At 72.7% G+C, this 23,493-nt stretch carries 18 protein-coding genes and 2 pseudogenes; 4 read left to right on the plus strand and 16 right to left on the minus strand.

Features of this window, described 5'->3' with window-relative positions; all coding sequences use genetic code 11:
* Position 1 precedes the first annotated feature (1 nt).
* The 4 genes from IE295_RS24815 to IE295_RS24830 form a co-directional block, all read right to left on the minus strand.
* A complete protein-coding gene (locus IE295_RS24815; RefSeq protein WP_190065960.1) occupies positions 2-1,648 on the minus strand; it encodes a glycoside hydrolase family 13 protein in 1,647 nt (548 codons plus the stop codon).
* A 72-nt stretch (positions 1,649-1,720) separates the two neighbouring features.
* Entirely contained in the window at positions 1,721-2,578 is an 858-nt protein-coding gene (locus IE295_RS24820; protein ID WP_190065961.1) for a sugar ABC transporter permease, read from the minus strand.
* Positions 2,575-3,516, minus strand: coding sequence for a carbohydrate ABC transporter permease (locus IE295_RS24825; RefSeq protein ID WP_190065962.1), 942 nt, complete (start codon positions 3,514-3,516; stop codon positions 2,575-2,577). The genes IE295_RS24820 and IE295_RS24825 overlap by 4 nt, the downstream gene beginning before the upstream one ends.
* A gap of 6 nt (positions 3,517-3,522) precedes the next feature.
* The gene (locus tag IE295_RS24830; RefSeq protein ID WP_190065963.1) at positions 3,523-4,824 is read right to left on the minus strand and encodes an extracellular solute-binding protein; all 1,302 of its coding nucleotides are present in this window, start codon (positions 4,822-4,824) and stop codon (positions 3,523-3,525) included.
* 312 nt (positions 4,825-5,136) lie between these two features.
* Between IE295_RS24830 and IE295_RS24835 the strand changes: the two are divergent.
* Together IE295_RS24835 and pulA are read left to right on the plus strand one after the other, a co-directional pair.
* Positions 5,137-6,516: pseudogene (locus tag IE295_RS24835) on the plus strand (alpha-amylase); the annotation flags it as partial.
* Between the two features lie 54 nt (positions 6,517-6,570).
* A pseudogene (gene pulA / locus IE295_RS24840) lies at positions 6,571-9,114 on the plus strand (pullulanase-type alpha-1,6-glucosidase); the annotation flags it as partial.
* On the opposite strand, the gene IE295_RS24845 reads toward pulA, so the two are convergent.
* The 10 genes from IE295_RS24845 to IE295_RS24885 form a co-directional block, all read right to left on the minus strand.
* Positions 9,071-9,787 (minus strand): TetR/AcrR family transcriptional regulator, encoded by a 717-nt coding sequence (locus tag IE295_RS24845; protein ID WP_190065965.1) that lies wholly within the window; start codon positions 9,785-9,787, stop codon positions 9,071-9,073. The pseudogene pulA and the gene IE295_RS24845 sit on opposite strands and share 44 nt — an antisense overlap.
* Positions 9,788-9,865: 78 nt before the next feature.
* A complete protein-coding gene (locus IE295_RS24850) occupies positions 9,866-11,803 on the minus strand; it encodes a hypothetical protein (RefSeq protein ID WP_190065966.1) in 1,938 nt (645 codons plus the stop codon).
* Positions 11,804-11,865: 62 nt separating this feature from the next.
* Entirely contained in the window at positions 11,866-12,693 is an 828-nt protein-coding gene (locus IE295_RS24855) for a tyrosine-protein phosphatase (protein WP_190065967.1), read from the minus strand.
* 47 nt (positions 12,694-12,740) lie between these two features.
* Positions 12,741-13,388, minus strand: coding sequence for a rhomboid-like protein (locus IE295_RS24860; RefSeq protein ID WP_224322872.1), 648 nt, complete (start codon positions 13,386-13,388; stop codon positions 12,741-12,743).
* Positions 13,379-13,837 carry a cupin domain-containing protein gene (locus tag IE295_RS24865; RefSeq protein WP_190065968.1) on the minus strand — a complete coding sequence of 153 codons (459 nt, stop codon included), beginning with the start codon at positions 13,835-13,837 and terminating at the stop codon, positions 13,379-13,381. The genes IE295_RS24860 and IE295_RS24865 overlap by 10 nt, the downstream gene beginning before the upstream one ends.
* 62 nt (positions 13,838-13,899) lie before the next feature.
* Complete coding sequence (locus tag IE295_RS24870) at positions 13,900-14,448, minus strand: winged helix-turn-helix domain-containing protein (protein WP_190065969.1); 549 nt, start codon at positions 14,446-14,448, stop codon at positions 13,900-13,902.
* 97 nt (positions 14,449-14,545) lie between these two features.
* Entirely contained in the window at positions 14,546-14,674 is a 129-nt protein-coding gene (locus IE295_RS34185) for a hypothetical protein (protein ID WP_263453101.1), read from the minus strand.
* A gap of 109 nt (positions 14,675-14,783) precedes the next feature.
* A complete protein-coding gene (gene sph, locus IE295_RS24875) occupies positions 14,784-15,779 on the minus strand; it encodes a sphingomyelin phosphodiesterase (protein ID WP_372478775.1) in 996 nt (331 codons plus the stop codon).
* 271 nt (positions 15,780-16,050) lie between these two features.
* Positions 16,051-16,452 carry a cupin domain-containing protein gene (locus tag IE295_RS24880; protein ID WP_190065971.1) on the minus strand — a complete coding sequence of 134 codons (402 nt, stop codon included), beginning with the start codon at positions 16,450-16,452 and terminating at the stop codon, positions 16,051-16,053.
* 61 nt (positions 16,453-16,513) lie between these two features.
* On the minus strand, positions 16,514-17,974 hold the full coding sequence (locus IE295_RS24885) for a DHA2 family efflux MFS transporter permease subunit (protein ID WP_190065972.1): 1,461 nt from the start codon (positions 17,972-17,974) through the stop codon (positions 16,514-16,516).
* A 64-nt stretch (positions 17,975-18,038) separates the two neighbouring features.
* Here IE295_RS24885 and IE295_RS24890 point away from each other — a divergent pair, with 64 nt between their 5' ends.
* Complete coding sequence (locus IE295_RS24890; protein WP_190065973.1) at positions 18,039-18,821, plus strand: ArsR/SmtB family transcription factor; 783 nt, start codon at positions 18,039-18,041, stop codon at positions 18,819-18,821.
* A gap of 124 nt (positions 18,822-18,945) precedes the next feature.
* Here IE295_RS24890 and IE295_RS24895 read toward each other — a convergent pair whose 3' ends face one another.
* Together IE295_RS24895 and glnA are read right to left on the minus strand one after the other, a co-directional pair.
* The gene (locus IE295_RS24895) at positions 18,946-21,168 is read right to left on the minus strand and encodes an NADP-dependent isocitrate dehydrogenase (protein ID WP_190065974.1); all 2,223 of its coding nucleotides are present in this window, start codon (positions 21,166-21,168) and stop codon (positions 18,946-18,948) included.
* 203 nt (positions 21,169-21,371) lie between these two features.
* Positions 21,372-22,781 carry a type I glutamate--ammonia ligase gene (glnA, locus tag IE295_RS24900; protein ID WP_190065975.1) on the minus strand — a complete coding sequence of 470 codons (1,410 nt, stop codon included), beginning with the start codon at positions 22,779-22,781 and terminating at the stop codon, positions 21,372-21,374.
* Positions 22,782-22,979: 198 nt separating this feature from the next.
* Between glnA and IE295_RS24905 the strand changes: the two genes are divergently transcribed.
* Positions 22,980-23,447: an RDD family protein gene (locus tag IE295_RS24905; protein ID WP_190065976.1), complete on the plus strand. Its 468-nt coding sequence runs from the start codon at positions 22,980-22,982 to the stop codon at positions 23,445-23,447.
* The last annotated feature ends 46 nt before the right edge of the window (positions 23,448-23,493 follow it).

Here is a 23,493-nt window from a genome sequence, read left to right on the forward strand (position 1 = left end):
CTCAGACTGCCCACCACACGCATGAATTCGCAGGAATTCTGACCGTTCCGCCAGAGAATTCCAGGGCTGCCAGGTCGTCGGTCGCCAGGACCGGGCGGCCCGGCACCGGCAGGGTCACCTCGCCGTCCCGCGCGTTGAGCGTGCACACGAAGCCCGGCCGGGAGAACGCCAGCACCCCCTCCGGGGCGTCCAGCCACGTCATCGCACCGTCGCCCAGCCCCGGCAGCTCCCGCCGCAGCGCCAGCGCCGAGCGGTACAGCTCCAGGGTGGAGCGCGGGTCGCCCGACTGTGCCTCCACCGACAGGGCGGCCCACGCCCGCGGCTGCGGCAGCCAGCTGCCGCCGGTCCCGAAGCCGAACGGCGCCGCCTCGCCCGACCACGGCAGCGGCACCCGGCAGCCGTCCCGCGTGCCGTCCTGCCCGTCGCCCCGGAAGAACGCCGGGTCCTGGCGCACCTCGTCCGGCAGGTCCGTGACCTCCGGCAGGCCCAGCTCCTCGCCCTGGTAGACGTACACCGAGCCCGGCAGCGCCAGCATCAGCAGCGCGGCCGCCCGCGCCCGGCGCAGGCCCAGCTCCCCGTCGCCGGCGCCGTAGCGGGTGGCGTGCCGCACCACGTCGTGGTTGGACAGCACCCACGTCGTGGGCGCCCCGACCGACAGGGTGGCGGCCAGCGACTCGTCGATGACCTCCCGCATCGGCTCCGCGCCCCAGTCGCAGGTCAGGAACTGGAAGTTGAACGCCTGGTGCAGCTCGTCCGGGCGCACGTACAGCGCCAGCCGCTCCGCGGTCGGCGCCCACGCCTCCGCCACCCCGATCCGCTCGCCCGGGTAGGAGTCCAGCAGCCGCCGCCAGCCGCGGTGGATCTCGTGCACCCCGTCCTGGTCGAAGAACGGCAGCACCTGCGCGCCGATCAGCTTCGCCTGCTCGGTGCGCCCGATGTCCGGCAGCCCCGGCGCCTTGACCATGCCGTGCGCCACGTCGATCCGGAAGCCGTCCACGCCCAGGTCCAGCCAGAACCGCAGCACCGACTCGAACTCCGCCCGCACCTCGGCGTTGTCCCAGTTGAGGTCCGGCTGCTCGGGCGCGAACAGGTGGAGGTACCACTCGCCCGGCGTGCCGTCCGCGTCCGTGGTGCGGGTCCAGGCGGGACCGCCGAAGACGGACTCCCAGTCGTTCGGCGGCAGTTCGCCCGAGGCACCCCTTCCGGGACGGAAGTGGTAGCGCTCGCGGGCCGCCCCCTCCGGCCGGTCCGCGAGCGCGGCCCTGAACCAGGCGTGCTGGTCGGAGGTGTGGTTCGGCACGATGTCCACGATGACCCGCAGCCCCAGCCGGTGCGCCTCGCGGACCAGGTCGTCCGCGTCCGACAGGTCCCCGAACAGCGGGTCCACGGCCCGGTAGTCCGCCACGTCGTAGCCGCCGTCCGCCTGCGGAGAGGCGTAGAACGGCGTCAGCCACAGCGCGTCCACGCCCAGGCCCGCCAGGTACGGCAGCCGCTGCCGGATGCCCCGCAGGTCGCCGATGCCGTCCCCGTCGCTGTCGGCGAACGAGCGCACGTACACCTGGTAGATGACGGCGCTGCGCCACCAGCCGTCGGCCTGCCGGGAGGCGTCGCCGGACGGGCGGACGGAGGGCGCCAGATCCTGGGTCATGTACTTCCTATCGGCTCGTAGTCACGTAGTACGGGGTCGTGCGCAGGGCTCAACGACGGTGCGCGCACAAGGTCAGCCCTTGGTGCCGCCGGCGGTGAGCCCCGCCACCAGGTGCCGCTGGGCGACGAAGAAGACCAGGCCGGCCGGGACGGTGATCAGCACGGCGGCCGCCGTCATCAGCCCCCACTCGGCCTTCTGCTGGCCCACGAAGGTCTGCAGGCCGACGGCCAGCGTGTAGTGCTCCTCGCTGCTCATGAACTGGCTGGCGAAGGCGACCTCGCCCCAGGCGGTGATGAAGGAGTAGAAGCCGGTCACGGCCAGCCCCGGCCGGGCCAGCGGCAGGATCAGCCGCCAGAACGTGCCGAACGGCGTGAGCCCGTCCACCCGGCCCGCCTCGTCGATCTCGGCCGGAATCGAGTCGAAGTAGCCCTTGAGCATCCACGCGCAGAACGGCACCGACACCGAGCAGTAGGTGAGGATCAGGCCGGCGTGGGTGTCCAGCAGCTCGAGCCGGCCGAGGATGGTGTAGAGCGGCACGATCAGCACCGCCATCGGGAACATCTGCACGACGAGGAAGGTCCACATCAGCGGCCGCTGCCCGGGGAAGCGCATCCGGGAGACGGCGTAGCCGGCCGTCGCCGCGATCAGGACGCCCACGACGGTGGCGCCGAGCGCCACCACCACGGAGTTGCCGAACCACGTCAGGAACTTCGTCTCGCCCAGGATGTGGGTGTAGTTGGAGAGGTCGAAGCCGGTGAACTTCGTCGGCTCCTGCCAGCCGTCGCGCCCGCGCAGCGAGACGAAGACGATGAACAGGACGGGGAAGAGGGCGATCAGCGAGGCGATGACCAGCGCGGTGTGCAGGGCGACGGACGCCCCGCGCGAGCGCTGCCCGCGCCCGCGCGGCGAAGGGGTGGTGGTGCCGCTCATCGCGCGGCCTCCTGTCGGGCGAGCATCCGGCGGTAGAAGGTGGCGAAGACCAGCAGCAGGGAGAGGATGAGGATGCCGTACGTCGCCGACCCCGCGTAGTCGCGGACGCCCTGGAACGCCAGGCGGTAGGCGTACGTCACCAGGATCTCGCTCTCCGAGCTCGCGCCCTGCCCGATCAGCAGGTAGATCACCTGGAACATGTTGAACGACCAGATGACGCCCAGCAGGATCACCGTGCCGCTCACCGGCCGCAGCCCCGGCAGGGTCACGTGCCGGAAGCGCTGCCACGGCGAGGCGCCGTCCATCTCGGCCGCCTCGTGCAGCTCGGCGGGGATGGCCTGCAGGCCGCCGAGGATGGCGACCATCATGAACGGCACGCCCAGCCACACGTTGACCGCGACCGCCGACAGCTTCTGCAGCGTGCTGTCGCCGAGCCAGTCCACCGGGTCCAGGCCCATCCCGGTCAGGAAGGCGTTCAGCACGCCGTACTTCTCGTTGAACATCAGCCGCCAGGAGAACGTGGCGACGAACGCCGGCACCGCCCAGGGCAGGATCAGCAGCACCCGGTACAGGGCCCGGAAGCGGACCTTCCGGTTGAGCAGCAGGGCCAGCCCCAGGCCGATGGAGTAGTGCAGGAAGACGCAGGCCACGGTCCAGACGACGGTCCAGGTCAGGCGCGAGTAGAAGTGGCCCTCCTGGCCGGAGAGCACCTTCCAGTAGTTGTCGAGTCCGACGAACTCGTAGGTGGCGGCGATGTGGTTGACGCCGATGGTGCGGGCGACGTTGGCCTCGTTGGCGTCCGTGAAGGAGAGGTAGATTCCCCTGCCCAGCGGATAGCCGACCAGGACGGCCAGCACGATGACGACCGGCAGCACCATCGCCCACGCGTACCAGTGGGTTCCGAAGGAGCGCCTGACCTTGGTGACGACTGTGGCCATCGGGTCCTACTCCTCGATGCCGTAGTCCTTGAGGAGCGCGGACTGCCAGGCCTTGGCCGTGGCGTCCAGGCCCGCCTTGGGCTCCTCCTTCAGCGTCAGGATCTTGGTGTAGTGCTGGAGGTACTCGGTGAAGAGGTCGCCGCCCTGGGGGATCGGGGGGCGGGGGTGGGCCTTGCTCAGCGCCTCGTGGAAGGACTTGCGCACCGGGTCGGCCAGGACGCTCTGGGTGTAGGCCGACTTGCGCGTCGGCAGCACGCCGATGGCGGTGGAGACGCTCTCCTGCTGGGCGGCCTCGGTCATGAACCGGGTGAAGAGGTAGCTGGCGTCGAAGTTCTTGGAGCCGGCGTAGACGACGAGGTTGTGGCCGCCGACCGGGGAGCCCGCGGTGCCCGTGGAGCCGGCCGGGATGGGCGCGATGCCCAGGTTGTCCTTGGACTTGTAGGCCTCGCCGCCGAAGATCTCCTTGGTCGACCAGGGACCGTCGATCAGCATGGCCAGCTTGCCGTTCTTGAAGTCCGTCTTGAGGGCGTTGTAGCCGTCGGTGCCGGCCGGCTTGGGCGCGGCGCCGGACTTCACCAGGTCGACGGCGGTCTCGATGCCCTTGAGGGAGGCGGCGCTGGAGACCGTGATCTTCTTCTTGGCGGCGTCGACCATGTCGCTGTTCTCGCCGTAGAGGAAGGGCAGGGAGTAGTAGCTGTCCGGGCTCAGGCCGATGCCGCCGGCACCGGTCTTGTCCTTGATCTTCTCGGCGGCCTCCTTGACCTCCTTCCAGTTCGCCGGGGCCTTCCCGACGCCGGCCTTCTGCAGCAGCTCCTTGTTGTAGAGCAGGCCGAGGGTGTCGGTGACCTGCGGGACGCCGTAGGTCTTGCCCTGGTAGGCGGCGTTCTTCAGCGGCCCCTCGAGGAAGTCCTCGCTCTTGTCGAGGGCGGGGGTGCCGGTGAGGTCCTTGAGGTAGCCGAGCTGGGCGAAGCCGGGGGTCCAGCCCACGTCGGAGCGCAGGACGTCGGGGGCGCCCTTGCCGGTGGCGGCGGCGGTCTTGAACTTCTGCTGGGCCTGGTCGAAGGGCACGTTGACGTACTCGACCTTGATCTTGGGGTACTTGGCCTCGAAGGCCGCCACCAGCTTCTTGAAGGCGGGCGCCTCGTTGGTGGCGTCGGAGGTGTCCCACCAGGTGACGGTGCCGCTCACGCTGCCCGGGTCGTTCGCCGCTTTGGAGCCGTCGCTCTTGTCGCCGCCGCCACCGCCGCAGGCGGTCATGGTCAGGGCCAGCGCGCCGACAACGGCGGCGACCGATATGCCTCTTCGCATATGGATGCTCCTTTTCGGGGAGGCCGGCCTTGGAGCGGGCGGCCCGAGCTGAGGAGGAAGCTAACAGGCTGCAATCTCTTGCGAAAGACCTTGCAAGAAGGGAATCGCAAGATTTCGGGGTTGTAACCGGACCGTGTCCCAAGGGTTGACCGGTGCGCGTGGGGCTCGTACGGTCACGGGCGGCAAGCGGTTGCACTCGTGCGGGCAATCTTGCTGAAAGAACCTTCATGGGCCTTACGGGCAAGGCGCGTTGCCGTACGGGGTTCGTATACCGCACCCCCCACCCCAGGAGGACCCGTGCCCCCCACCGGCATGTCCGACATCACGCGAAAAGTCATGTCCGCCACCCTCGCCCTCGTGGCCGGCGCGGCCGTCTGCGCACCCCGGGCCCAGGCGAGCCCGCCCGGCGAAAAGGACGTCACCGCCGTCCTCTTCGAGTGGAACTACGCCTCCGTGGCGAAGGAGTGCACCACCGCCCTCGGCCCCGCCGGATACGGCTACGTCCAGGTCTCCCCGCCCCAGGAACACATCCAGGGACCGCAGTGGTGGACCTCCTACCAGCCCGTCGGCTACCGCATCGCCGGACGGCTCGGCGACCGCGCCGCCTTCACCGGCATGGTCGCCGCGTGCCACGCGGCCGGCGTGAAGGTCGTCGTCGACGCCGTCGTCAACCACATGGCGGCCGGCCCGGGCACCGGCACGGGCGGCTCCCCGTACACGAAGTACGACTACCCCGGCACCTACCAGCGCCAGGACATGGACGACTGCACGGCCGTCGTGAGCGACTACCGGGACCGCGGCAACGTCCAGAACTGCGAGCTCGTCGGCCTCGCGGACCTCGACACCGGCGAGGAGCGCGTGCGCGCCCGGATCGCCGCCTACCTCGAGGACCTGCTCGGCCTCGGCGTCGACGGCTTCCGCATCGACGCCGCCAAGCACATACCGGCACAGGACCTCGCCGCCATCAAGTCCCGGCTGAGCAGGCCGGACGTCTACTGGAAGCAGGAGACGATCTACGGCGCCGGGGAGGCCGTCCAGCCGGACGAGTACCTCGGCACCGGCGACGTCCAGGAGTTCCGCTACGCCCGGGACCTCAAGCGGGTCCTCCTCGGCGAGCGGCTCGCCTACCTGAAGAACTACGGCGAGGGCTGGGGCCACCTGCCCGGCGGCAAGGCGTCCGTCTTCGTCGACAACCACGACACCGAGCGCGGCGGCGACACCCTGAACTACAAGGACGGCGCGAACTACACGCTGGCCAACGTCTTCATGCTCGCCTGGCCCTACGGCTCGCCGGACGTCCACTCCGGCTACGAGTTCACCGACCGCGACGCGGGCCCGCCGCGGGGCGGCGAGGTGGGGGCGTGCTGGCAGGACGGCTGGAAGTGCCAGCACAAGTGGCCCGAGATCCGCAGCATGGTCGCCTTCCGCAACGCGGTGCGGGGGACGGCGGCCGGCGAGTGGTGGGACAACGGCTACCAGGCGATCGCCTTCGGCCGGGGCGGCAAGGGATACGTCGTCCTCAACCACGAGACGTACGCCGTGAGCCGCGCCTTCCAGACGTCGCTGCCGGGCGGTGACTACTGCGACGTACAGAGCGGTCGGAAGGTGACGGTCGGCGCGGACGGCCGCTTCACCGCGACGGTCGCCCCGAACACGGCGCTGGCGCTGCACGTGGGTGCGCGTACATGCGGTTGATCTTCCCCTGACCCCGACCGAGGGAGCCTCTTCGTGAAACGTTTAGCCACCCTGGCGGCAGCGATAGCCCTGGCGGTGCCCACAACCGGCGGTACCGCCCGAGCCGCCGAACCCCCCGCCCCCACCCGGGCCCAAGTCCAGTGGCTCGACCAGCACACCCTCGCCTGGCCCAAAGGCCTCGGCGACCCCACCCACCCCCACCGCCTCGTCCACGAGCGCGGCTCCTTCGCGCTCACCCCCCAGCCGGGAGGCCTGGCGAAGTACCCGCGCCTGGCCGCGACCCACGACGCCTTCCGCGTCGACGCCCACGGCGAGGAACGCACGGCCCTCACCGGCAGGCTGACCGCCGAGACGGACGGCGTCACCACCGGCGTCCAGATCCCCGGCGTGCTCGACGACCTGTACGCGTCCGCCGCCACCACCGCGCGCCTGGGCCCCGTCTTCCACCGCGGCCGCCCCACCCTCTCCGTCTGGGCGCCGACGGCGAAGAACGTCGCCCTCGAGCTCGACGGCCGGAGCGTGTCCATGCGGCGCGACGCCGCCAGCGGCGTCTGGAGCGTCACCGGCGACCGCGACTGGGCCGGCAAGCCCTACCGGTACGCCGTCACCGTCCACGCCCCGGCCGCCGGGAAGGTCGTCACCAACCACGTCACCGACCCGTACTCCACCGCCCTGACCGCCGACTCCGCCCGCAGCCTGGTCACCGACCTCGCCGACCCGGCCCTCGCCCCGGCCGGCTGGCAGCGGCTGCGCAAGCCGAAGGCCGTGCCCCTGCGCGACGCGCAGATCCAGGAGCTGCACGTCCGCGACTTCTCCGCGCGCGGCGACTACCTCGCCTTCACCGACCGCCGCTCGGCCGGCATGCGGCACCTGAAGCAACTCGCCGACGCCGGGACCTCGTACGTCCACCTGCTGCCCGTCTTCGACTTCGCCACCGTTCCCGAGCGCCGCGCCGGGCAGGCCACCCCGCCCTGCGACCTCGCGGCGCTGCCCGCCGACTCCGACGAGCAGCAGAAGTGCGTCGGCGCCACCGCCGCCCGCGACGCCTACAACTGGGGCTACGACCCGCTGCACTACACCGTCCCCGAGGGCTCGTACGCCTCCGACCCGGACGGGCCCCGCCGCACCCTCGAATTCCGGCGGATGGTGGGCGGCCTGGCCGACGCCGGGCTGCGGACCGTCATGGACGTCGTCTACAACCACACCGCCGCCTCCGGCCAGGACGAGAAGTCCGTCCTCGACCGCATCGTGCCCGGCTACTACCACCGGCTCCTCGACGACGGCAGCGTCGCCACCTCCACCTGCTGCGCCAACACCGCGCCCGAGCACGCCATGACGGGCAAGCTCGTGGTGGACTCCGTCGTCACCTGGGCGAAGGAGTACAAGGTCGACGGCTTCCGCTTCGACCTGATGGGGCATCACCCCAAGGCCAACATCCTCGCCGTGCGCAAGGCCCTCGACGCCCTCACCCCCGACCGGGACGGCGTCGACGGCAAGTCCGTCATCCTCTACGGCGAGGGCTGGAACTTCGGCGAGGTCGCGGGCGACGCCCGCTTCGTCCAGGCCACCCAGAAGAACATGGCCGGCACCGGCGTCGCCACCTTCTCCGACCGCTCCCGCGACGCCGTCCGCGGCGGCGGCCCCTTCGACGCCGACCCCCGCGTCCAGGGCTTCGCCTCCGGCCTGTTCACCGCCCCCAACGACTCGCCCGCGAACGGCTCCCCCGACGAACAGCGGGCCCGGCTCCTGCACGCCCAGGACCTGATCAAGGTCGGCCTGACCGGCAACCTCGCCGACTACCGCTTCACCGACTCCGCCGGCCGCCGGGTCCGGGGCGCCGACGTCGACTACAACGGCTCGCCCGCCGGCTACGCGGCCGCCCCCGGCGACGCCCTGTCCTACGCCGACGCCCACGACAACGAGACGCTCTACGACGCCCTCGCCTACAAGCTCCCCCGCTCCACCCCGCCCGCCGACCGCGCCCGCGCCCAGGTCCTCGCCCTGGCCGCCACCGCGCTCTCCCAGGGCCCCGCCCTCTCCCAGGCGGGCACGGACCTGCTGCGCTCGAAGTCCCTGGACCGCAACTCCTACGACAGCGGCGACTGGTTCAACGCCATCCACTGGAACTGCGCCGACGGCAACGGCTTCGGCCGCGGCCTGCCCCCGGCCCGGGACAACGCCGACAAGTGGCCGTACGCCCGGCCGCTGCTCGCCGACCCGGCGCTGAAGGCCGGCTGCGCCCCGGTCACGGCCGCCTCGGCCGCCTACCGGGACCTGCTGCGCATCCGCACCACCGAGAAGGCGTTCGGCCTGCCGACCGCCGAGGCCGTGCAGGCGGCCCTGTCCTTCCCGCTCTCGGGCCGCGACGAGACCCCGGGCGTCGTCACCATGCGCCTCGGCGACCTCGTCGTCGTCCTCAACGCCGCCCCGGACGCGCGCACACAGCGCGTCGCCGACCTCGCCGGCACCCCCTACGCCCTCCACCCGGTGCAGGCGCGCGGCTCCGACCCCGTGGTCAAGGCGGCCTCCTACGCGGCCGGCCCGGGCACCTTCACCGTGCCGGGCAGAACGGCAGCGGTCTTCCGGCGCAGCTGAGCCGGACCGCCGGGGCGGCCGCCGGGCCGTCCGCCGGCTCGTCGGCGAGGACCCGCGCCAGCACGGCCGCGGTGTCCTCGTCGTGGGCGGCGCTCACCGCGACGAGCGCCGTGAACGCGTGCGCCAGCTGCGTCTCCAGCTCCGGGCGCGGAATGCCCCGCCCGTCCAGCCAGAGCAGCGTCGTGGTCTCGACCAGGGAGATCCAGGACCGCAGCGTCAGTTCCAGGCGGGGCGTCGGCTCTCCTACGCCCAGGTGCTCCAGCAGCCGGGCGTACGCGGCCCCGCGCACGCCGTCGATCAGCGAGACCGCCGCCCCCGCCCCCGCCGTCGCCGGGCCCCCGCGCAACAGGGCGGCGTACCCCGGGCCGTAGCCCTCGACGAAGTCCAGGAACCGCCGCAGGACCCGTAACAGGCGGGCGACCGGCGGGCCCGCGACGGGCTCCTCGAAGAGCGCCGTCAGCTCGTCGGCGGCGCGCCGCAGCGCGATCTCGTACAGGCTCTTCTTGCAGGTGAAGTAGCGATAGACAAGCGGCCGGGAGATCCCGGCCGCCATGGCGATGTCGTCGATGGAGACGGCGTCGGGCGGGCGGTGGCTGAAGAGGTCGAGGGCGACCGCGATGAGTTGCTCGCGTCGCTCCTCGACGCTCATCCTGCGGCGGACCACGGTCGTCATGGCGGTCATCCTAAACCGCCCGAACCGCCCGCCGGCCGGGGCCGTTGGGCCCGGCCGCGGGGGGCCGGCCGGCCCGGATCAGCGCAGCGCGGCGATCTTCCGGCCGTCCTTCAGACGGGCCGTCAGCTCCGTGCGCGCGCCCTGCCGGGCCGGCACGGCCAGGACCGGTCCCAGGGCGCTGCCGCGCACCCCGCCGGCCGCGGTCACCGAGGAGACCTCGCCGCCGCCGGCCGCGAGGGCGTACCACGTTCCGGCGCGGGACTTCCACAGCACGCCCGCGAGCACGTTGGGCTCGCGGGCGCCGCAGACCGGGGAGTCCTCGGCGCGGGCGACGACCGCGCCCGGGGCGCCCGCCCGGGCGCCGGGGACCTGGAACTGCGCGAGGACCCGGCCGCCCGCGCCCCGCCAGGTCTCGGCGCGGGTGCAGAACCACTCGGCGGTCCCGCCGGCCCCGGGCAGCGCCTGCGTCGCGAACCGCCAGGAGTTCACCGCCCGTACGCCCTGGCCGCGGATCGTCGTGAGGTGGCAGGCGGTGTGGGCCCAGCCGGCGCGCTCGGCGGCGGTGGACACGTCGTGCGGGGCGGCGGGGGCGCCCGCGGTGAGCCGGGCCGGGACCAGCTCGGCCAGGTCCGTGACGAGGTGGCCGCCGAGCTGCAGGGCCGTCCAGCGGCGGCAGTCGCCGGCGGCGGCCGGGCTGGGGAGCGCGTCGGTGACGCCGTCGGCGTCGCGGTGCAGCGGCTCGGGCGCGGCCGTGGGCGCGAGCAGGTCGCGCACGGCGGCGGTGGTCACCCAGGGGGCGGTGAGATAGCGGACGTTGCCGTCCGTGCGGCCGAGGACGAGCGCGGTGGCGCTCCCGTCTTCGGCGGCGTCGGTCCGCGCGAAGTCCAGCGCGGCCGAACCGGTGTCGCCGTTCCGGGACTCGGCGTAGCGCACGGCGCGCAGGCCGTCGTGGAAGAGCACCACCACGGCGGAGTCGACCTCGCCCGCGTACAGCAGCTGCGGCGGCCCCGCGGCCGGCCCGGAGGGGGTGCCCGGGGTGGCGGTGACCTGCACGGTGCGTCCGGGCCGGGCCCAGACGGCGAGCGCCCGGCGCAGCAGGTCCTTGTCGTCGGTGCGGTCGCCGCGGGCGGGCCAGCCGGCGAAGCCCAGGCGGTCGGCGCGCTTCCAGGCGCCGGGGGCGACCCGGGTCAGCCGGGCGGGGTCGAGGGCCTGCTGCGCGGCCTCGTTGCGCGCGTACGGGGGAGCGGCCGCGCCCCCGGAGCCCCAGCCGTCGCCGGGCAGCCCCAGGAGCGTGCCGCAGACGACGGCGGCGGCCAGGGCGGCCAGCGCCGCGCGGGTGTGCTGGCGGCGCCGCATCAGGTCCGTGGGCCTGGCCTGCAGCGAGCAGGGGTCGAACTCCACCGACTCCAGCAGCGAGACGTCCCGGCTGCCGGCCGGGACGCGCACCCGGCCGGCCTCGGCGAGGGCCGCGTCCGGGTCCTCGGCCCCGGCGGCGGCCAGCAGCCGGTGCACGTCGCGGTCGGCCGGCAGCTCCAGCTCGCGCAGCACGTACGCGGCGCGGGCGGGCCCGGAGAGCGCGGCGAGCGCCTGGTCGAGGGCCAGCTCGTCGGCGCCGCCGGAGCGGGGGAACAGCCGCAGGCCCCACACCTGGGGCAGCAGGGGCGGCAGCTGGCCGGGCCGGGGCAGCTGCCACCGGCCGCGCGGCCGGCCCGCGTCCAGCGCGGCGCGCAGCACGCGCTGCCGCACATAGGCGTACCCCGCGTCGCCGGGGGAGTCCTCGGCCTCGCGGGGCGCCGGCAGGACCGGCTCCGAGGCGGCGGAGCGGTTGCGGGGCAGCGCCCGCTGGACCAGGGCGTGCGCGGTCAGGACCCGTCGGTTGCGCCCCAGCGCCGGTGGCAGCACCAGGTAGGCGAGCCGCACCAGGCGCGGGTAGTGCTCGATGAGCGCGGCCTCGGCCTGCTCGACGTCGACGGGGGCCGGGGCGAAGGGCCGGGGGACTGTAGCTTGCTGCTCCACATCCGTAGAACGAGTGAATGATGCGATGGTCACCTCACCCGTGTGGGCGGGCGGAGGAGGGGCTACGCCACGCAGCGGGAGCGAATGCGGTCCACCGCCGCGTCGGGGATGCCGAGGCCCTCGCGCACGTAACCGTTCACGTCCCCGTGGAGGCGGTGCATCTCCTCCAGCGCCGCCTCGAGGTAGACGGGCCGTACGCCCAGGATCGCGTCGGCTATCGAGGGGTCGCCGCCCACGGCCGTGAAGCGGTCGATGACCGGCGCGAAGGCGGCCCGTACGGCGGGGTTCACCGCGAGGTACTCGCGCTCGACGGCCCCGGCGTCCGCGCCGAGCAGCAGCAGGACGACGGCGGCCGCCCAGCCGGTGCGGTCCTTGCCGGCCGTGCAGTGGAAGAGCAGCGGGCCGCAGTCGGGCTCGGCCAGCGTGGTGAGCAGCAGGCCGTAGGCCTGGCAGGCGGGCTCGGAGGTGACGAACGTGCGGTAGGTGTCGCACATCAGCTTCTCCGCCTTGCCGCCGCCCAGGTGCTCCTCGGCGGCGGCGGGGCTGCCCAGCACGTCCTCGAGCCGGGCGGGCACGCGGTCGCCGGGGGCGGCGTGGCCCTGGTGGGGGCCGGTGCGGTGGGCGGACAGGCCCGCCAGGACGTCGGCGACGATCAGCCGGGCCCCCTCGGGCAGCCGGTCGGGCCGCTCGCGCCGCTCGTGCTCGCTGCGCAGGTCGACGACGGTGTGGATGCCCAGGGCGGCGACGACGGGATCGGCCTCCGGGTCCAGGCGGTCCAGCCGGCCGGAGCGCAGCAGCAGACCGGGGCGGACGGCGGAGTTGCCCGCCAGCGCGATGCCGCCGAGGTCGCGGAGATTGGTGATCGTCGAGGCATCGTACTGCTGAGGCATGGGCGGGTCTCCCTTGTCTGCCTTGCTGCTTATCCCATTGTCTGTCCTTATTGTGGGGAAGGGTGGCCGAGTCCGCGACGCGCCCGGTCGGAGAGGACCGGTCCCAGGCCCATGCCCAGCGCCAGGGCCAGCAGGTGCCCCGCGTCCGTGAAGGTCGTCCGCCGCGGTCCGCGCAGGTAGGGACGTGCGACGAGGGCGAGCAGGGCGCCGCGGGCGCCCGTCCGCACCACGCCGTGCGGCAGGGCGGCGGTGAGCGCGCCGGCCACGGCGTTGAAGCCGTAGCTGGTCCCGACGTCGATCGCGGACCGGGTCCGCGGCCCGGCGCGCAGGGCGCGCAACCCCGCGTACACGACGAGCGACGCGCCCACGTGCCCGTACGCGAAGGCGCCCGCCGCCCACCACGCGCCGTAGGCGTACTCCGTGTACCCCAGCACGGCCAGGAGCAGCAGGACGTACGGCAGCTCCATGGGCGCCTCGACCACCAGCGCGCTGCCGGCGAGGGTGTGCCAGCGGCCCCGGCGCAGGTTGTCGACATTGGTGGAGCAGTGGCGCAGCAGGCGCCGGCGCGTGCTGGGCGTGAGCAGGTGCTGCACGGCGTACGCGCCCAGCTGCACGCCCCCCACGTAGGCAGGTGCGAGGCGGGGCAGCCGGCCGGGGGCGAGGGACGGCAGGACGCCGGCGAGACCTAAGCGCACGGGCCCTCGTCCTTCGCCAGGGTGAAGTCGTCGTAGTGGAAGCCGGGGGCGACGACGCAGGTCACCAGCGTCGGCTCGGCACCCGCCGGTTCGGCGGACTGCCACACCCCGCCGGGGACCAGCAGCTGGGGCCGCTCGCCGTGCTCGACGCCCGGGCCCAGGACGGCCTCGGTGGCACCGGCCTCATCGGGGGTCTCGCCGTCGCCGCCGAACCGCAGCCGCAGCGGGCCGCCGCGGTGCCACAGCCACATCTCGTCGGAGCGCACCCGGTGCCAGCGCGAGCGCTCGCCCGGGTGCAGCAGGAAAAGGATGCCGGTCGCGAACGGGCGCGGCCCGGCGTACCCCTCGGGGACGGCCTCGGCGGGCGTCCGCCAGGTCTCGCGGAACCAGCCTCCCTCGACGTGGGGCTCGAGGCCGAGGAGCGTGACGAGCTCGGAGGTGTCGGTCATGGCCCTTAGCCTCACCCGCCCCGCCGCTCACCCACAAGGGGCGGGCGGCGGGGCGGGGGGTCTCACAGGCCGGCCGGGGGCGCGTACTTGTAGCCGACGCGGCGCACGGTGACGATCGAGGAGCGGTGCTCGGCGCCCATCTTGCGGCGCAGCCGGGCGACGTGCACGTCGACGGTCCGGCCGTCGCCCACGTGTCCGTAGCCCCACACCGTGGTCACCAGCTGGTCGCGGGTGTGCACCCGGTGCGGGTGGGCCACCAGGTGCGCGAGCAGCTCGAACTCGAGGTAGGTCAGGTCCAGCACCCGGCCCGCGACGCTCGCCGTGCGCTGCTCGGGGTCGATGCGCACCAGCGCGTCGCCCTCGGTGGCGGGTCCGGCGGCCTCGGGGGAGGGCTGCTCGGCCGGTACGAGCACCAGGTAGCCGATCATCGGCGGCTGGCCGGGCAGGGAGGGCAGGGTGTGCTGCGGGGCGGGCATCCACGTGGCCCCCGGGTGCAGCAGCTCGGCGACCGGCGGCACCTCGTCCGGGGCCACGGCCCGCAGCCGGTGGCGGTGGGGGGCGTGGGAGGGGGCGGCCTGCGCGGGGACGGGCAGGGTGCGGAGGTTCGTCATGGCGGAAGCTCTTTCGCGCGAGGACGTCGAGGGGACGTGCTGGGCGCGCGGGCCGCTTGGCCGGGCCTGGTGCCGGCGGCTGACTTCGACGTGAGGGTCAGCGGGAGAGGAGGGCCTGCGCGAAGGACGCGCGACAACACACTCGGTCGAAGTCGTGGTGCTGGCGAGAGGGCCAGAAGGGCTCGAGGTCGCTGCGACCCGTCGCGGTGTTCTGGTAGCTGGCCATGCCCCCTATTGAAGCACGGCCCGCGACGGGGCAGCAGACCTGCTGAGCGGTCCATACGGAACCTTGGCCAAAGATCGACTCCAAGGCCGGGCCCGTGGGGACGATTCGGTCAGTTCGCCCCGGCGATCACGGGGTAGTGGTCGCTGAGGTTGGTGTAGGTGTACTGCTTGCCCCAGCTGGAGACGGTCCACGGCGCGGACGTCTCCCGGACGACCGTGTTCCGCCAGCCCGCCGGGCGCGCGTGGCCCTTGCGGTGCAGGACGTAGTCGAGGTCCTCGCGGGGGTCGGTGGGGTAGCGGTAGGCCGCGATCGAGTTCTCCTTGGTGTCGAAGGAGTACGGGTGCCCGGCGCGGGAGTCGGCCGGGGCCAGGTCGCCGTCGGCGAGCATCGAGGCGTACTCCGCGCTGTGGGAGTCCACGTTCAGGTCGCCGGCGAGCATGACCTGCTCGTCGGCCGGGATGTTCTTGGCGTCCAGGAACGCGTCGATCTGCCGGAACTGCTTGGAGCGGTCGGCGGCGGCCTCGCCCGCCCCGCAGCCGCTGTCGGTGGACTGGGCGTGGGTGCCCACCACGTGCACCCTGGTGCCGCCCACGTTCAGCACGACGTACGCGAAGCCCTTGTTGGACCACCAGTCCGCGCCGCAGGCGTCGTTGAAGATCACCTGCTCCTTGCGGACGATGGGCCACTTGCTCAGCACCGTCACGCCGCCGTCCTCCGGCGTGGTGGCGGAGTACTTGCCGCCGGTCGCGTCCCAGCCGTCCTTGCTCCGCCCGACGACGGGCGTCTGATAGGGGTAGCGGTCGGCCGCCGAGGCCTTCAGCGCGTCCGCGGTGGTGTTGTCGAACGCCTCCTGCAGCACGACGACGTCGTTGCCCTGGAAGAACCCGGCCGCGGCGATCTCCTTGGCCCGGTGCTCCTGGCCCCAGTTGGGGTAGAGGCTCGTGCTCATGAGGAAGGTGTTGTACGTCAGCACCTTCAGCTGCGGGGTGGCGGCGGCCGGTGCGGCCACCGCCGTCTGCGGCAGGGCCACGGCCAGCGCGGCGGCGGTGGCCGTGGCGGCGGCGGTGAACAGGGCGGCGGTTCCGGTGTTCTTGCTGAACGGCACTGCGTCTCCCGGGGTGGGGGTGAGTGAACGGGCCTGTGACATCCCATCAGTTGGCGTTACTCCTGGGTAACGGGCTGTTGGCGGACGGGAGACCGGAACCGCAACGCCTGAAGAAGCCGTGACCGCGCGGGGAATGCCGGCGGAATCGGTCGCGGAAAAAGGGTGAGCCCCGTCCCTGGACGCGGCGGGGGGACGCGTCAGGGACGGGGCTCGGGGACGGCGGAGCGCCGCGCAGGGCGGGGGAACGCTGCGGCGGGCTCCGCCCCGCTCGTTACGGCCGCGGCACGGTCGGGGCCTCGCGCACCCCGAGGAGGACGCAGCCCTTCTCGGTGCTGACCCGGTGCACGCTGCCGGGCTCCTCGACGATGAGGTCGCCGACGGTGTAGCGGTCGCCGTTGTCGTTGATCAGCTCGCCCTCGAGGACGAACACCAGCTCGTAGCCCAGGTGCTCGTGCAGGTCGCCGTGGGCGCCGGGGCGCATCCGGGTGAGGAGCGCCGAGGCCGGGCCGGCGTCGTCGGTGACGTACAGCCGGTGGACCTCCACCCCCGACCGGCCCGGCTCGGCCCAGGTCTGCCAGTCGAGGGCGTCGAGGCCCTCGGAGGAGAGCAGGCCGCGCAGCACGGTGACGTTGCGCGCCGGGACGGGACCGGTGGTCCGTGCGGGAACCGACATGGAAGATCTCCTTGCTGTGGCGATGGGCGAGCGGTGGTTCAGGTCCGGAAGCGGTCGGCCCTCAGGAGGGGCGGAGCGCGGCGTTCTGGCGCCGGGCGAAGAGGGCCAGCACTCCGCCGGTGAGGAAGGCCCCGGCGGCGATCAGCGCCGAGACGTGGAGGCCGTCGGTGAGGTGGCCGGCGGTGGCGGCCAGGGTGCCGAAGAGGGCCACGCCGACGGCGCTGCCCACCTGGCGGGAGACGTTGAAGACCGCCGAGGCCACGCCCGCACCGTCGGCGGGAGCCGACTCGATGATCGCGGCGGTGGACGCGAGGGCCGTCATGGTCTGTCCGAGCCCCGTCGCGACCAGCGCGAACAGCAGGACGGGGTAGGAGGTGTCGGATCCGGCGAGCAGCCAGCCCAGGAAGCCCGCCGACCCGAGGAACAAGCCGCAGGTCATCGGCACGTACGGGCCGGTGCGGGCCGCGATCCGGCTGAACAGCGGGGCGGCGATCAGGCCCATGCACACCGAGGGCAGCAGCGCCAGGCCGGTGCGCAGGGCGTCGTACCCCCGCTCCTGCTGGAAGTAGAGCGTGGACAGGAACAGCATGCCGTAGTAGCCCAGGCTGATCAGCAGGCCGACCAGGGCCGTCGCGGAGAACGCCCCGCGGCGGAACAGCGAGGGCCGCAGCAGCGGCCGGCGGCCGGCCGGGTTCAGCGTCAGCGCGCCCTCCAGCCGGTTCTCCACCACGATGAAGGCTCCGAGGGCGACCACGCCGACGGCGGCCGCGGACAGCACCGTCGGGGACGTCCAGCCCGCCGAGCCCGCCTCGTTGAGGGCGCCGGCCAGGGCGACCAGGCCCACCACGCCGAGGATCTGCCCGGCCGGGTCCATCCGGCCGGCGGCGGGCCGCCCGGCGGGGGCGGGCACGTGGCGCAGGGTGAGCAGTACGGCGAGCCCGCCCACCGGCAGGTTCAGCCAGAACACCGCCCGCCAGTCCAGGCCCGAGATCAGCAGGCCGCCCACCACGGGGCCGGCGCCGAAGGCGATCGAGGCGACCGCGCCCCAGATCGCGATGGCCCGGGCCCGCAGCGCCCGGTCCGGATAGGTGACCTGCAGCAGCGCGAGGGAGGCGGGAACGAGGAACGCCGCCCCCGCGCCCTGCACCAGCCGCCCGGCGACCAGCACGGCCGTCGACGTGGCCAGGCCGCAGCCGATGGAGGCGAGGGTGAAGACCGCCAGGCCCCACAGGAACATCCTGCGGTGCCCCAGCCGGTCGCCCAGACCGCCGCCGAGCAGCAGCAGGCCGGCGAAGACGGTGCTGTAGCCGTCCACGATCCACTGCAGGGCGGCCGTGCCGGCCCCCAGCGACCCACGGATGTCCGGTACGGCCACGGTGACCACCGTGACGTCCAGCATCACCAGGAAATAGCCGAGGCTCAGGGCGATCAGGGGGAGCAGTGGCAAGGGCGGGCGTTCGGACGCCGCGTTCACCACGGCGCCCTGCCGGGGGTCCGTGGTGGACCCGGTCGTCGTCGTCATGGATCAAGTCTCGGGGCCGGACACTTCGTCAGCTGACGAAGTGTCGTCGCGATACGGTGGCGCCATGCGCACCGCCACCCACGAAGGCGCCGACGACCGGCTCAACCACCAGACCGACGTCGCCCGGGCCGCCACGCTCATCGCCGACCCCTCCCGGGCCCGCATCCTCAAGGCACTGTGCGACGGCCGCGCGCTGCCCGCCGGCGCGCTCGCCGCCGAGGCGGGCGTCACCGCGCAGACCGTCAGCGCCCACCTGGGCAAGCTCATGGACGGCGGGCTCGTCACCGCCGTCCGCGACGGCCGCCGCCGCTACTACCGCCTCACCGGCGCCGAGGTCAGCGCCGCCCTGGAGGCGCTGGCCCTGATCGCCCCGCCGCTGCCGGTGACCTCCCTGCGCGAGAGCGGCGTCGCCAACGCGCTGCACCGCGCCCGCACCTGCTACGACCATCTGGCCGGCCGGCTCGGCGTGGCCCTGATGGGCGCCCTGCTCGAGGACGGCCTGCTCGCCGGCCACGACGGCAGCCACCACCCCCGGGCCGCGGTCCGGGACCGGCCCGCCGCGTACGGGCACGACGTCGACTACCGGCTGACGGAGGAGGGGCGCGCCCGGCTGCTGGCCTTCGGCGTCGACACGGACGGCCTGCCCGGCCGCCGGCCGGCCATCCGCTACTGCGTCGACTGGAGCGAGCACCGGCACCACCTCGCGGGCGGCCTCGGCGCGGCCGTCACCGCCCGGCTCTTCGGCCTCGGCTGGCTCCGCCACGGGACGAGCCCGCGCGTGGTCCATCTGACGGACGCCGGCACGCGGGGGCTCGCCGCCACGTTCGGGCTGACGGCCCAGGACTGAGCGGCCGGGCGGGTGACGGCACGACGAAGGCCGGGGCCCCGTGCGGGGCCCCGGCCTGTTCGTCCGTCCGGCCGTGCGGCGGATCACTCCGCCGTCAGGCGGAGGAAACCGCCGTCAGCAGGATTCAGCCGAGGGTGGCGATCGCCTGGTTGAAGGTCGCCGACGGGCGCATGACCGCCGAGGCCTTGGCGGCGTCGGGCTGGTAGTAGCCGCCGATGTCGGCCGGCGAGCCCTGCACCGCGATCAGCTCGTCGACGATGGTGCCCTCCTGCTCGGCCAGGGTCTTGGCCAGCGGGGCGAACGCCTCGGCGAGCTGGACGTCGTCGGTCTGCTTGGCCAGCTCCTGGGCCCAGTACAGGGCGAGGTAGAAGTGGCTGCCGCGGTTGTCGATGCCACCGAGGCGACGGCTGGGCGACTTGTCCTCGTTGAGGAACGAGCCCGTCGCGCGGTCGAGGGTGTCGGCGAGCACCTTGGCGCGCGCGTTGCCCGTGGTCGTCGCCAGGTGCTCGAAGCTCACCGCGAGCGCGAGGAACTCACCCAGGCTGTCCCAGCGCAGGTAGTTCTCCTTGACCAGCTGCTGGACGTGCTTGGGGGCGGAGCCGCCGGCACCGGTCTCGAACAGACCGCCGCCGTTCATCAGCGGGACGACCGACAGCATCTTCGCGCTCGTGCCGAGCTCGAGGATCGGGAAGAGGTCGGTCAGGTAGTCACGCAGCACGTTGCCGGTGACCGAGATGGTGTTCTCGCCGCGGCGGATGCGCTCGAGGGAGAACTTCGTCGCCTCGACCGGCGACATGATCTCGATCTGCAGGCCCTCGGTGTCGTGCTCCGCGAGGTACGCCTTGACCTTCTCGATCAGCTGCGCGTCGTGGGCACGGCCCTCGTCCAGCCAGAACACGGCCGGGTCGCCGGTCGCACGGGCACGGGTGACGGCGAGCTTGACCCAGTCGCGGATCGGCAGGTCCTTGGTCTGGCACATGCGGAAGATGTCGCCGGCGCCCACGACCTGCTCGAGCACGACGTCGCCCTTGGCGTCGACGACCCGCACGGTGCCCGTGACGGGGATCTCGAAGGTCTTGTCGTGGCTGCCGTACTCCTCGGCCTTCTGCGCCATCAGGCCGACGTTGGGCACCGAGCCCATCGTGGCCGGGTCGAAGGCGCCGTGGGCGCGGCAGTCCTCGATGACGGCCTGGTAGACGCCCGCGTAGCTGCTGTCGGGCAGCACGGCGAGGGTGTCGGCCTCCTGGCCGTCCGGGCCCCACATGTGACCGGAGGTGCGGATCATGGCCGGCATGGAGGCGTCGACGATGACGTCGCTGGGGACGTGCAGGTTGGTGATGCCGCGGTCGGAGTCGACCATGGCCAGCGCCGGGCCCTCGGCGAGCTCGGCCTCGAAGGACGCCTTGATCTCGTCGCCCATGTGGGGCAGCGTCTCCAGGCCCTTGAGGATGCCGCCGAGGCCGTCGTTCGGGGACAGGCCGGCCGCGGCGAGGACCTCGCCGTACTTGGCGAACGTCTTCGGGAAGAAGGCGCGCACCACGTGACCGAAGACGATCGGGTCGGAGACCTTCATCATCGTGGCCTTCAGGTGCACCGAGAACAGCACGTCCTCGGCCTTGGCCCGGGCGACCTGCGCCGACAGGAACTCGCGCAGCGCCGCGACGCGCATGACGGAGGCGTCGACGACCTCACCCGCGAGGACGGGGACCGACTCGCGCAGGACGGTGGTGGAGCCGTCGTCGCCCGAGAGCTCGATGCGCAGCGCGCCGTCCTCGGCGATGACCGCGGACTTCTCGGTGGAGCGGAAGTCGTCGACGCCCATGGTGGCGACGTTCGTCTTCGACTCGGCCGACCAGGCGCCCATGCGGTGCGGGTGGGCCTTGGCGTAGTTCTTGACCGACGCGGGGGCCCGGCGGTCGGAGTTGCCCTCGCGCAGCACCGGGTTCACGGCGCTGCCCTTGACCTTGTCGTACCGGGCGCGGATGTCGCGCTCCTCGTCGGTCTTCGGGTCGTCCGGGTAGGCCGGAAGGGCGTAGCCCTGCTCCTGCAGCTCGGCGACCGCGGCCTTCAGCTGCGGGATCGAGGCCGAGATGTTGGGCAGCTTGATGATGTTGGCGCCGGGCGTCTTGGCCAGCTCGCCGAGCTCGGCGAGGGCGTCGTCGATGCGCTGGCCCTCTTCCAGGTACTCGGGGAACTGCGAGATGATCCGGCCCGCCAGCGAGATGTCGCGGGTCTCCACAGTGACCCCCGCCGTCGAGGCGTAGGCCTGGACCACAGGCAGGAACGAGTGCGTGGCCAGGGCCGGGGCCTCGTCAGTGTGCGTATAGATGATGGTCGAGTCAGTCACCGGGTGCTCCGCTCCACGTCTGCAACATTGCTCGACATCAAGATATCTCGTGAGCGCCCCCCTCTCGACAGGGACCTGGCGTGAGATATACCCCGCCTTCGGACGCGCCCCGGCCCCCGGATCCGCCCCGGCCGCCCCCGGAAACGCCCCGAGCCCCGCTCCCGCGCGGGCGGGAACGGGGCTCGGGACTGCGGACGCAGGGTTTAGATGTCGAAGTACATCTCGAACTCGTGCGGGTGCGGGCGCAGCTGGATCGGGGCGATCTCGTTGGTGCGCTTGTAGTCGATCCAGGTCTCGATCAGGTCGGAGGTGAAGACGCCACCGGCCTGGAGGTACTCGTTGTCGGCCTCGAGGGCGTCGAGGACGGCCGGGAGGGAGGTCGGGACCTGGGGGACGTTCGCGTGCTCGTCGGGGGCGAGCTCGTAGAGGTCCTTGTCGATCGGCTCGGCGGGCTCGATCTTGTTCTTGACGCCGTCGAGGCCGGCCAGGAGGAGGGCCGAGAAGGCGAGGTAGGGGTTCGAGGACGGGTCCGGGGCGCGGAACTCGACGCGCTTGGCCTTCGGGTTGGAGCCCGTGATCGGGATGCGCATGGCGGCCGAGCGGTTGCGCTGCGAGTAGACCAGGTTGACCGGGGCCTCGAAGCCGGGGACCAGGCGGTGGTAGGAGTTCACCGTCGGGTTGGTGAAGGCCAGCAGCGACGGGGCGTGCTTGAGGATGCCGCCGATGTAGTAGCGGGCGGTGTCCGACAGGCCCGCGTAGCCCTGCTCGTCGTAGAAGAGGGGCTCGCCGTTGGTCCACAGCGACTGGTGGACGTGCATGCCCGAGCCGTTGTCACCGAAGATCGGCTTCGGCATGAAGGTCGCGGTCTTGCCGTTGCGCCAGGCGACGTTCTTCACGATGTACTTGAAGAGCATCAGGTCGTCGGCCGCGGCCAGCAGCGTGTTGAACTTGTAGTTGATCTCCGCCTGGCCGGCGGTGCCGACCTCGTGGTGCTGGCGCTCGACCTGCAGGCCGGCCTTGTCCAGCTCCAGGGAGATCTCGGCGCGCAGGTCGGCGAAGTGGTCGACCGGCGGGGCCGGGAAGTAGCCGCCCTTGTAGCGGACCTTGTAGCCGCGGTTGTCCTCCAGCGCACCGGTGTTCCAGGCGCCCGCCTCGGAGTCGATGTGGTAGAAGGACTGGTTCGCGCTGGTCTCGAAGCGGACGCTGTCGAAGACGTAGAACTCGGCCTCGGGGCCGAAGAACGCGGTGTCCGCGATGCCGGTGGAGGCGAGGTAGGCCTCGGCCTTCTTGGCGATGTTGCGCGGGTCGCGGCTGTACTGCTCGCCCGTGATCGGGTCGTGGATGAAGAAGTTGATGTTGAGCGTCTTGTCCCGGCGGAACGGGTCCATGCGAGCCGTGGACAGGTCCGCGCGCAGCGCCATGTCGGACTCGTGGATGGCCTGGAAACCGCGGATCGACGAGCCGTCGAACGCCAGCTCCTCGTCCGGGTCGAAGGCCGCGGCCGGGATCGTGAAGTGCTGCATCACGCCAGGCAGGTCGCAGAATCGGACGTCGACGAACTTGACGTCCTCATCCTTGATGAACTTCTTGGCCTCGTCGGCGTTCTGGAACATCCAACTCCTCCTAGCCCGGCCGCACGGGTCGGGGATTGCTTCGGTGGCGCGGTCCGTATCGCAATGGCGCGCTGGGGCCGACCCTAGAGAGACGGGATTTCTCAAGCATGACCCATTTGTTTCGCCGACGTTAACCGCCGCGCGGCGGGGGCGTACCCGGGCGCCGGGGAACAGAGTGGGACGCAGTACCTTTGTCGGGTGGACAACAGGCAAGCAATCGGATCATGGCTCTCCGGTCCCCGCGCCGCCGCCGAGGACATGGGCGTCGAATTCGGCCACCGGGGCGAGCGCCTGGGGCTCCCGAAGGAGGGGCCGGGCTCCGTGGCCCCGCCCGGCCGCCGCATCGCGGCCCTCGTCGTCGACTGGGCGTTGTGCGAGCTCATTGCATACGGCTTTCTGGGCGGCGCCGACCTCCAGCGGGTCGGGAACTGGGCCGTACTGATCTTCTTCGTCCTCAGCCTGCTCACCGTCGGTACGGTCGGCTGCACTCCGGGCAAGCGCCTGCTGGGCCTGCGCGTCATTTCCGAGGACGGCGCCCGGCTCTCCCTGCCGCGGGTGCTGCTGCGCAGCGTGCTGCTCGTTCTCGTCATCCCCGCCGTGGTCTGGGACCGCGACACGCGCGGTCTTCACGATCGTTTCTCGCGCGCGGTTCAGGTCCGGATCTGACAGCGGATCCCGGGCATAACCGAGATGTAATCGAGACGTGGAACGA

Origin of the sequence: Streptomyces griseocarneus (genome assembly GCF_014655595.1) — a bacterium.
Classification (GTDB): domain Bacteria; phylum Actinomycetota; class Actinomycetes; order Streptomycetales; family Streptomycetaceae; genus Streptomyces; species Streptomyces griseocarneus.

Excerpts from the sequence above, each read along its gene's own strand:
- IE295_RS24815 (WP_190065960.1), bottom strand. The coding sequence starts at position 1,648 with ATGACCCAGGATCTGGCGCCCTCCGTCCGCCCGTCCGGCGACGCCTCC.
- IE295_RS24820 (WP_190065961.1), bottom strand. The coding sequence starts at position 2,578 with ATGAGCGGCACCACCACCCCTTCGCCGCGCGGGCGCGGGCAGCGCTCG.
- IE295_RS24825 (WP_190065962.1), bottom strand. The coding sequence starts at position 3,516 with ATGGCCACAGTCGTCACCAAGGTCAGGCGCTCCTTCGGAACCCACTGG.
- IE295_RS24830 (WP_190065963.1), bottom strand. The coding sequence starts at position 4,824 with ATGCGAAGAGGCATATCGGTCGCCGCCGTTGTCGGCGCGCTGGCCCTG.
- IE295_RS24845 (WP_190065965.1), bottom strand. The coding sequence starts at position 9,787 with ATGACGACCGTGGTCCGCCGCAGGATGAGCGTCGAGGAGCGACGCGAG.
- IE295_RS24855 (WP_190065967.1), bottom strand. The coding sequence starts at position 12,693 with ATGCCTCAGCAGTACGATGCCTCGACGATCACCAATCTCCGCGACCTC.
- IE295_RS24865 (WP_190065968.1), bottom strand. The coding sequence starts at position 13,837 with ATGACCGACACCTCCGAGCTCGTCACGCTCCTCGGCCTCGAGCCCCAC.
- IE295_RS24870 (WP_190065969.1), bottom strand. The coding sequence starts at position 14,448 with ATGACGAACCTCCGCACCCTGCCCGTCCCCGCGCAGGCCGCCCCCTCC.
- IE295_RS34185 (WP_263453101.1), bottom strand. The coding sequence starts at position 14,674 with ATGGCCAGCTACCAGAACACCGCGACGGGTCGCAGCGACCTCGAGCCC.
- IE295_RS24880 (WP_190065971.1), bottom strand. The coding sequence starts at position 16,452 with ATGTCGGTTCCCGCACGGACCACCGGTCCCGTCCCGGCGCGCAACGTC.
- IE295_RS24885 (WP_190065972.1), bottom strand. The coding sequence starts at position 17,974 with ATGACGACGACGACCGGGTCCACCACGGACCCCCGGCAGGGCGCCGTG.
- IE295_RS24890 (WP_190065973.1), top strand. The coding sequence starts at position 18,039 with ATGCGCACCGCCACCCACGAAGGCGCCGACGACCGGCTCAACCACCAG.
- glnA (WP_190065975.1), bottom strand. The coding sequence starts at position 22,781 with ATGTTCCAGAACGCCGACGAGGCCAAGAAGTTCATCAAGGATGAGGAC.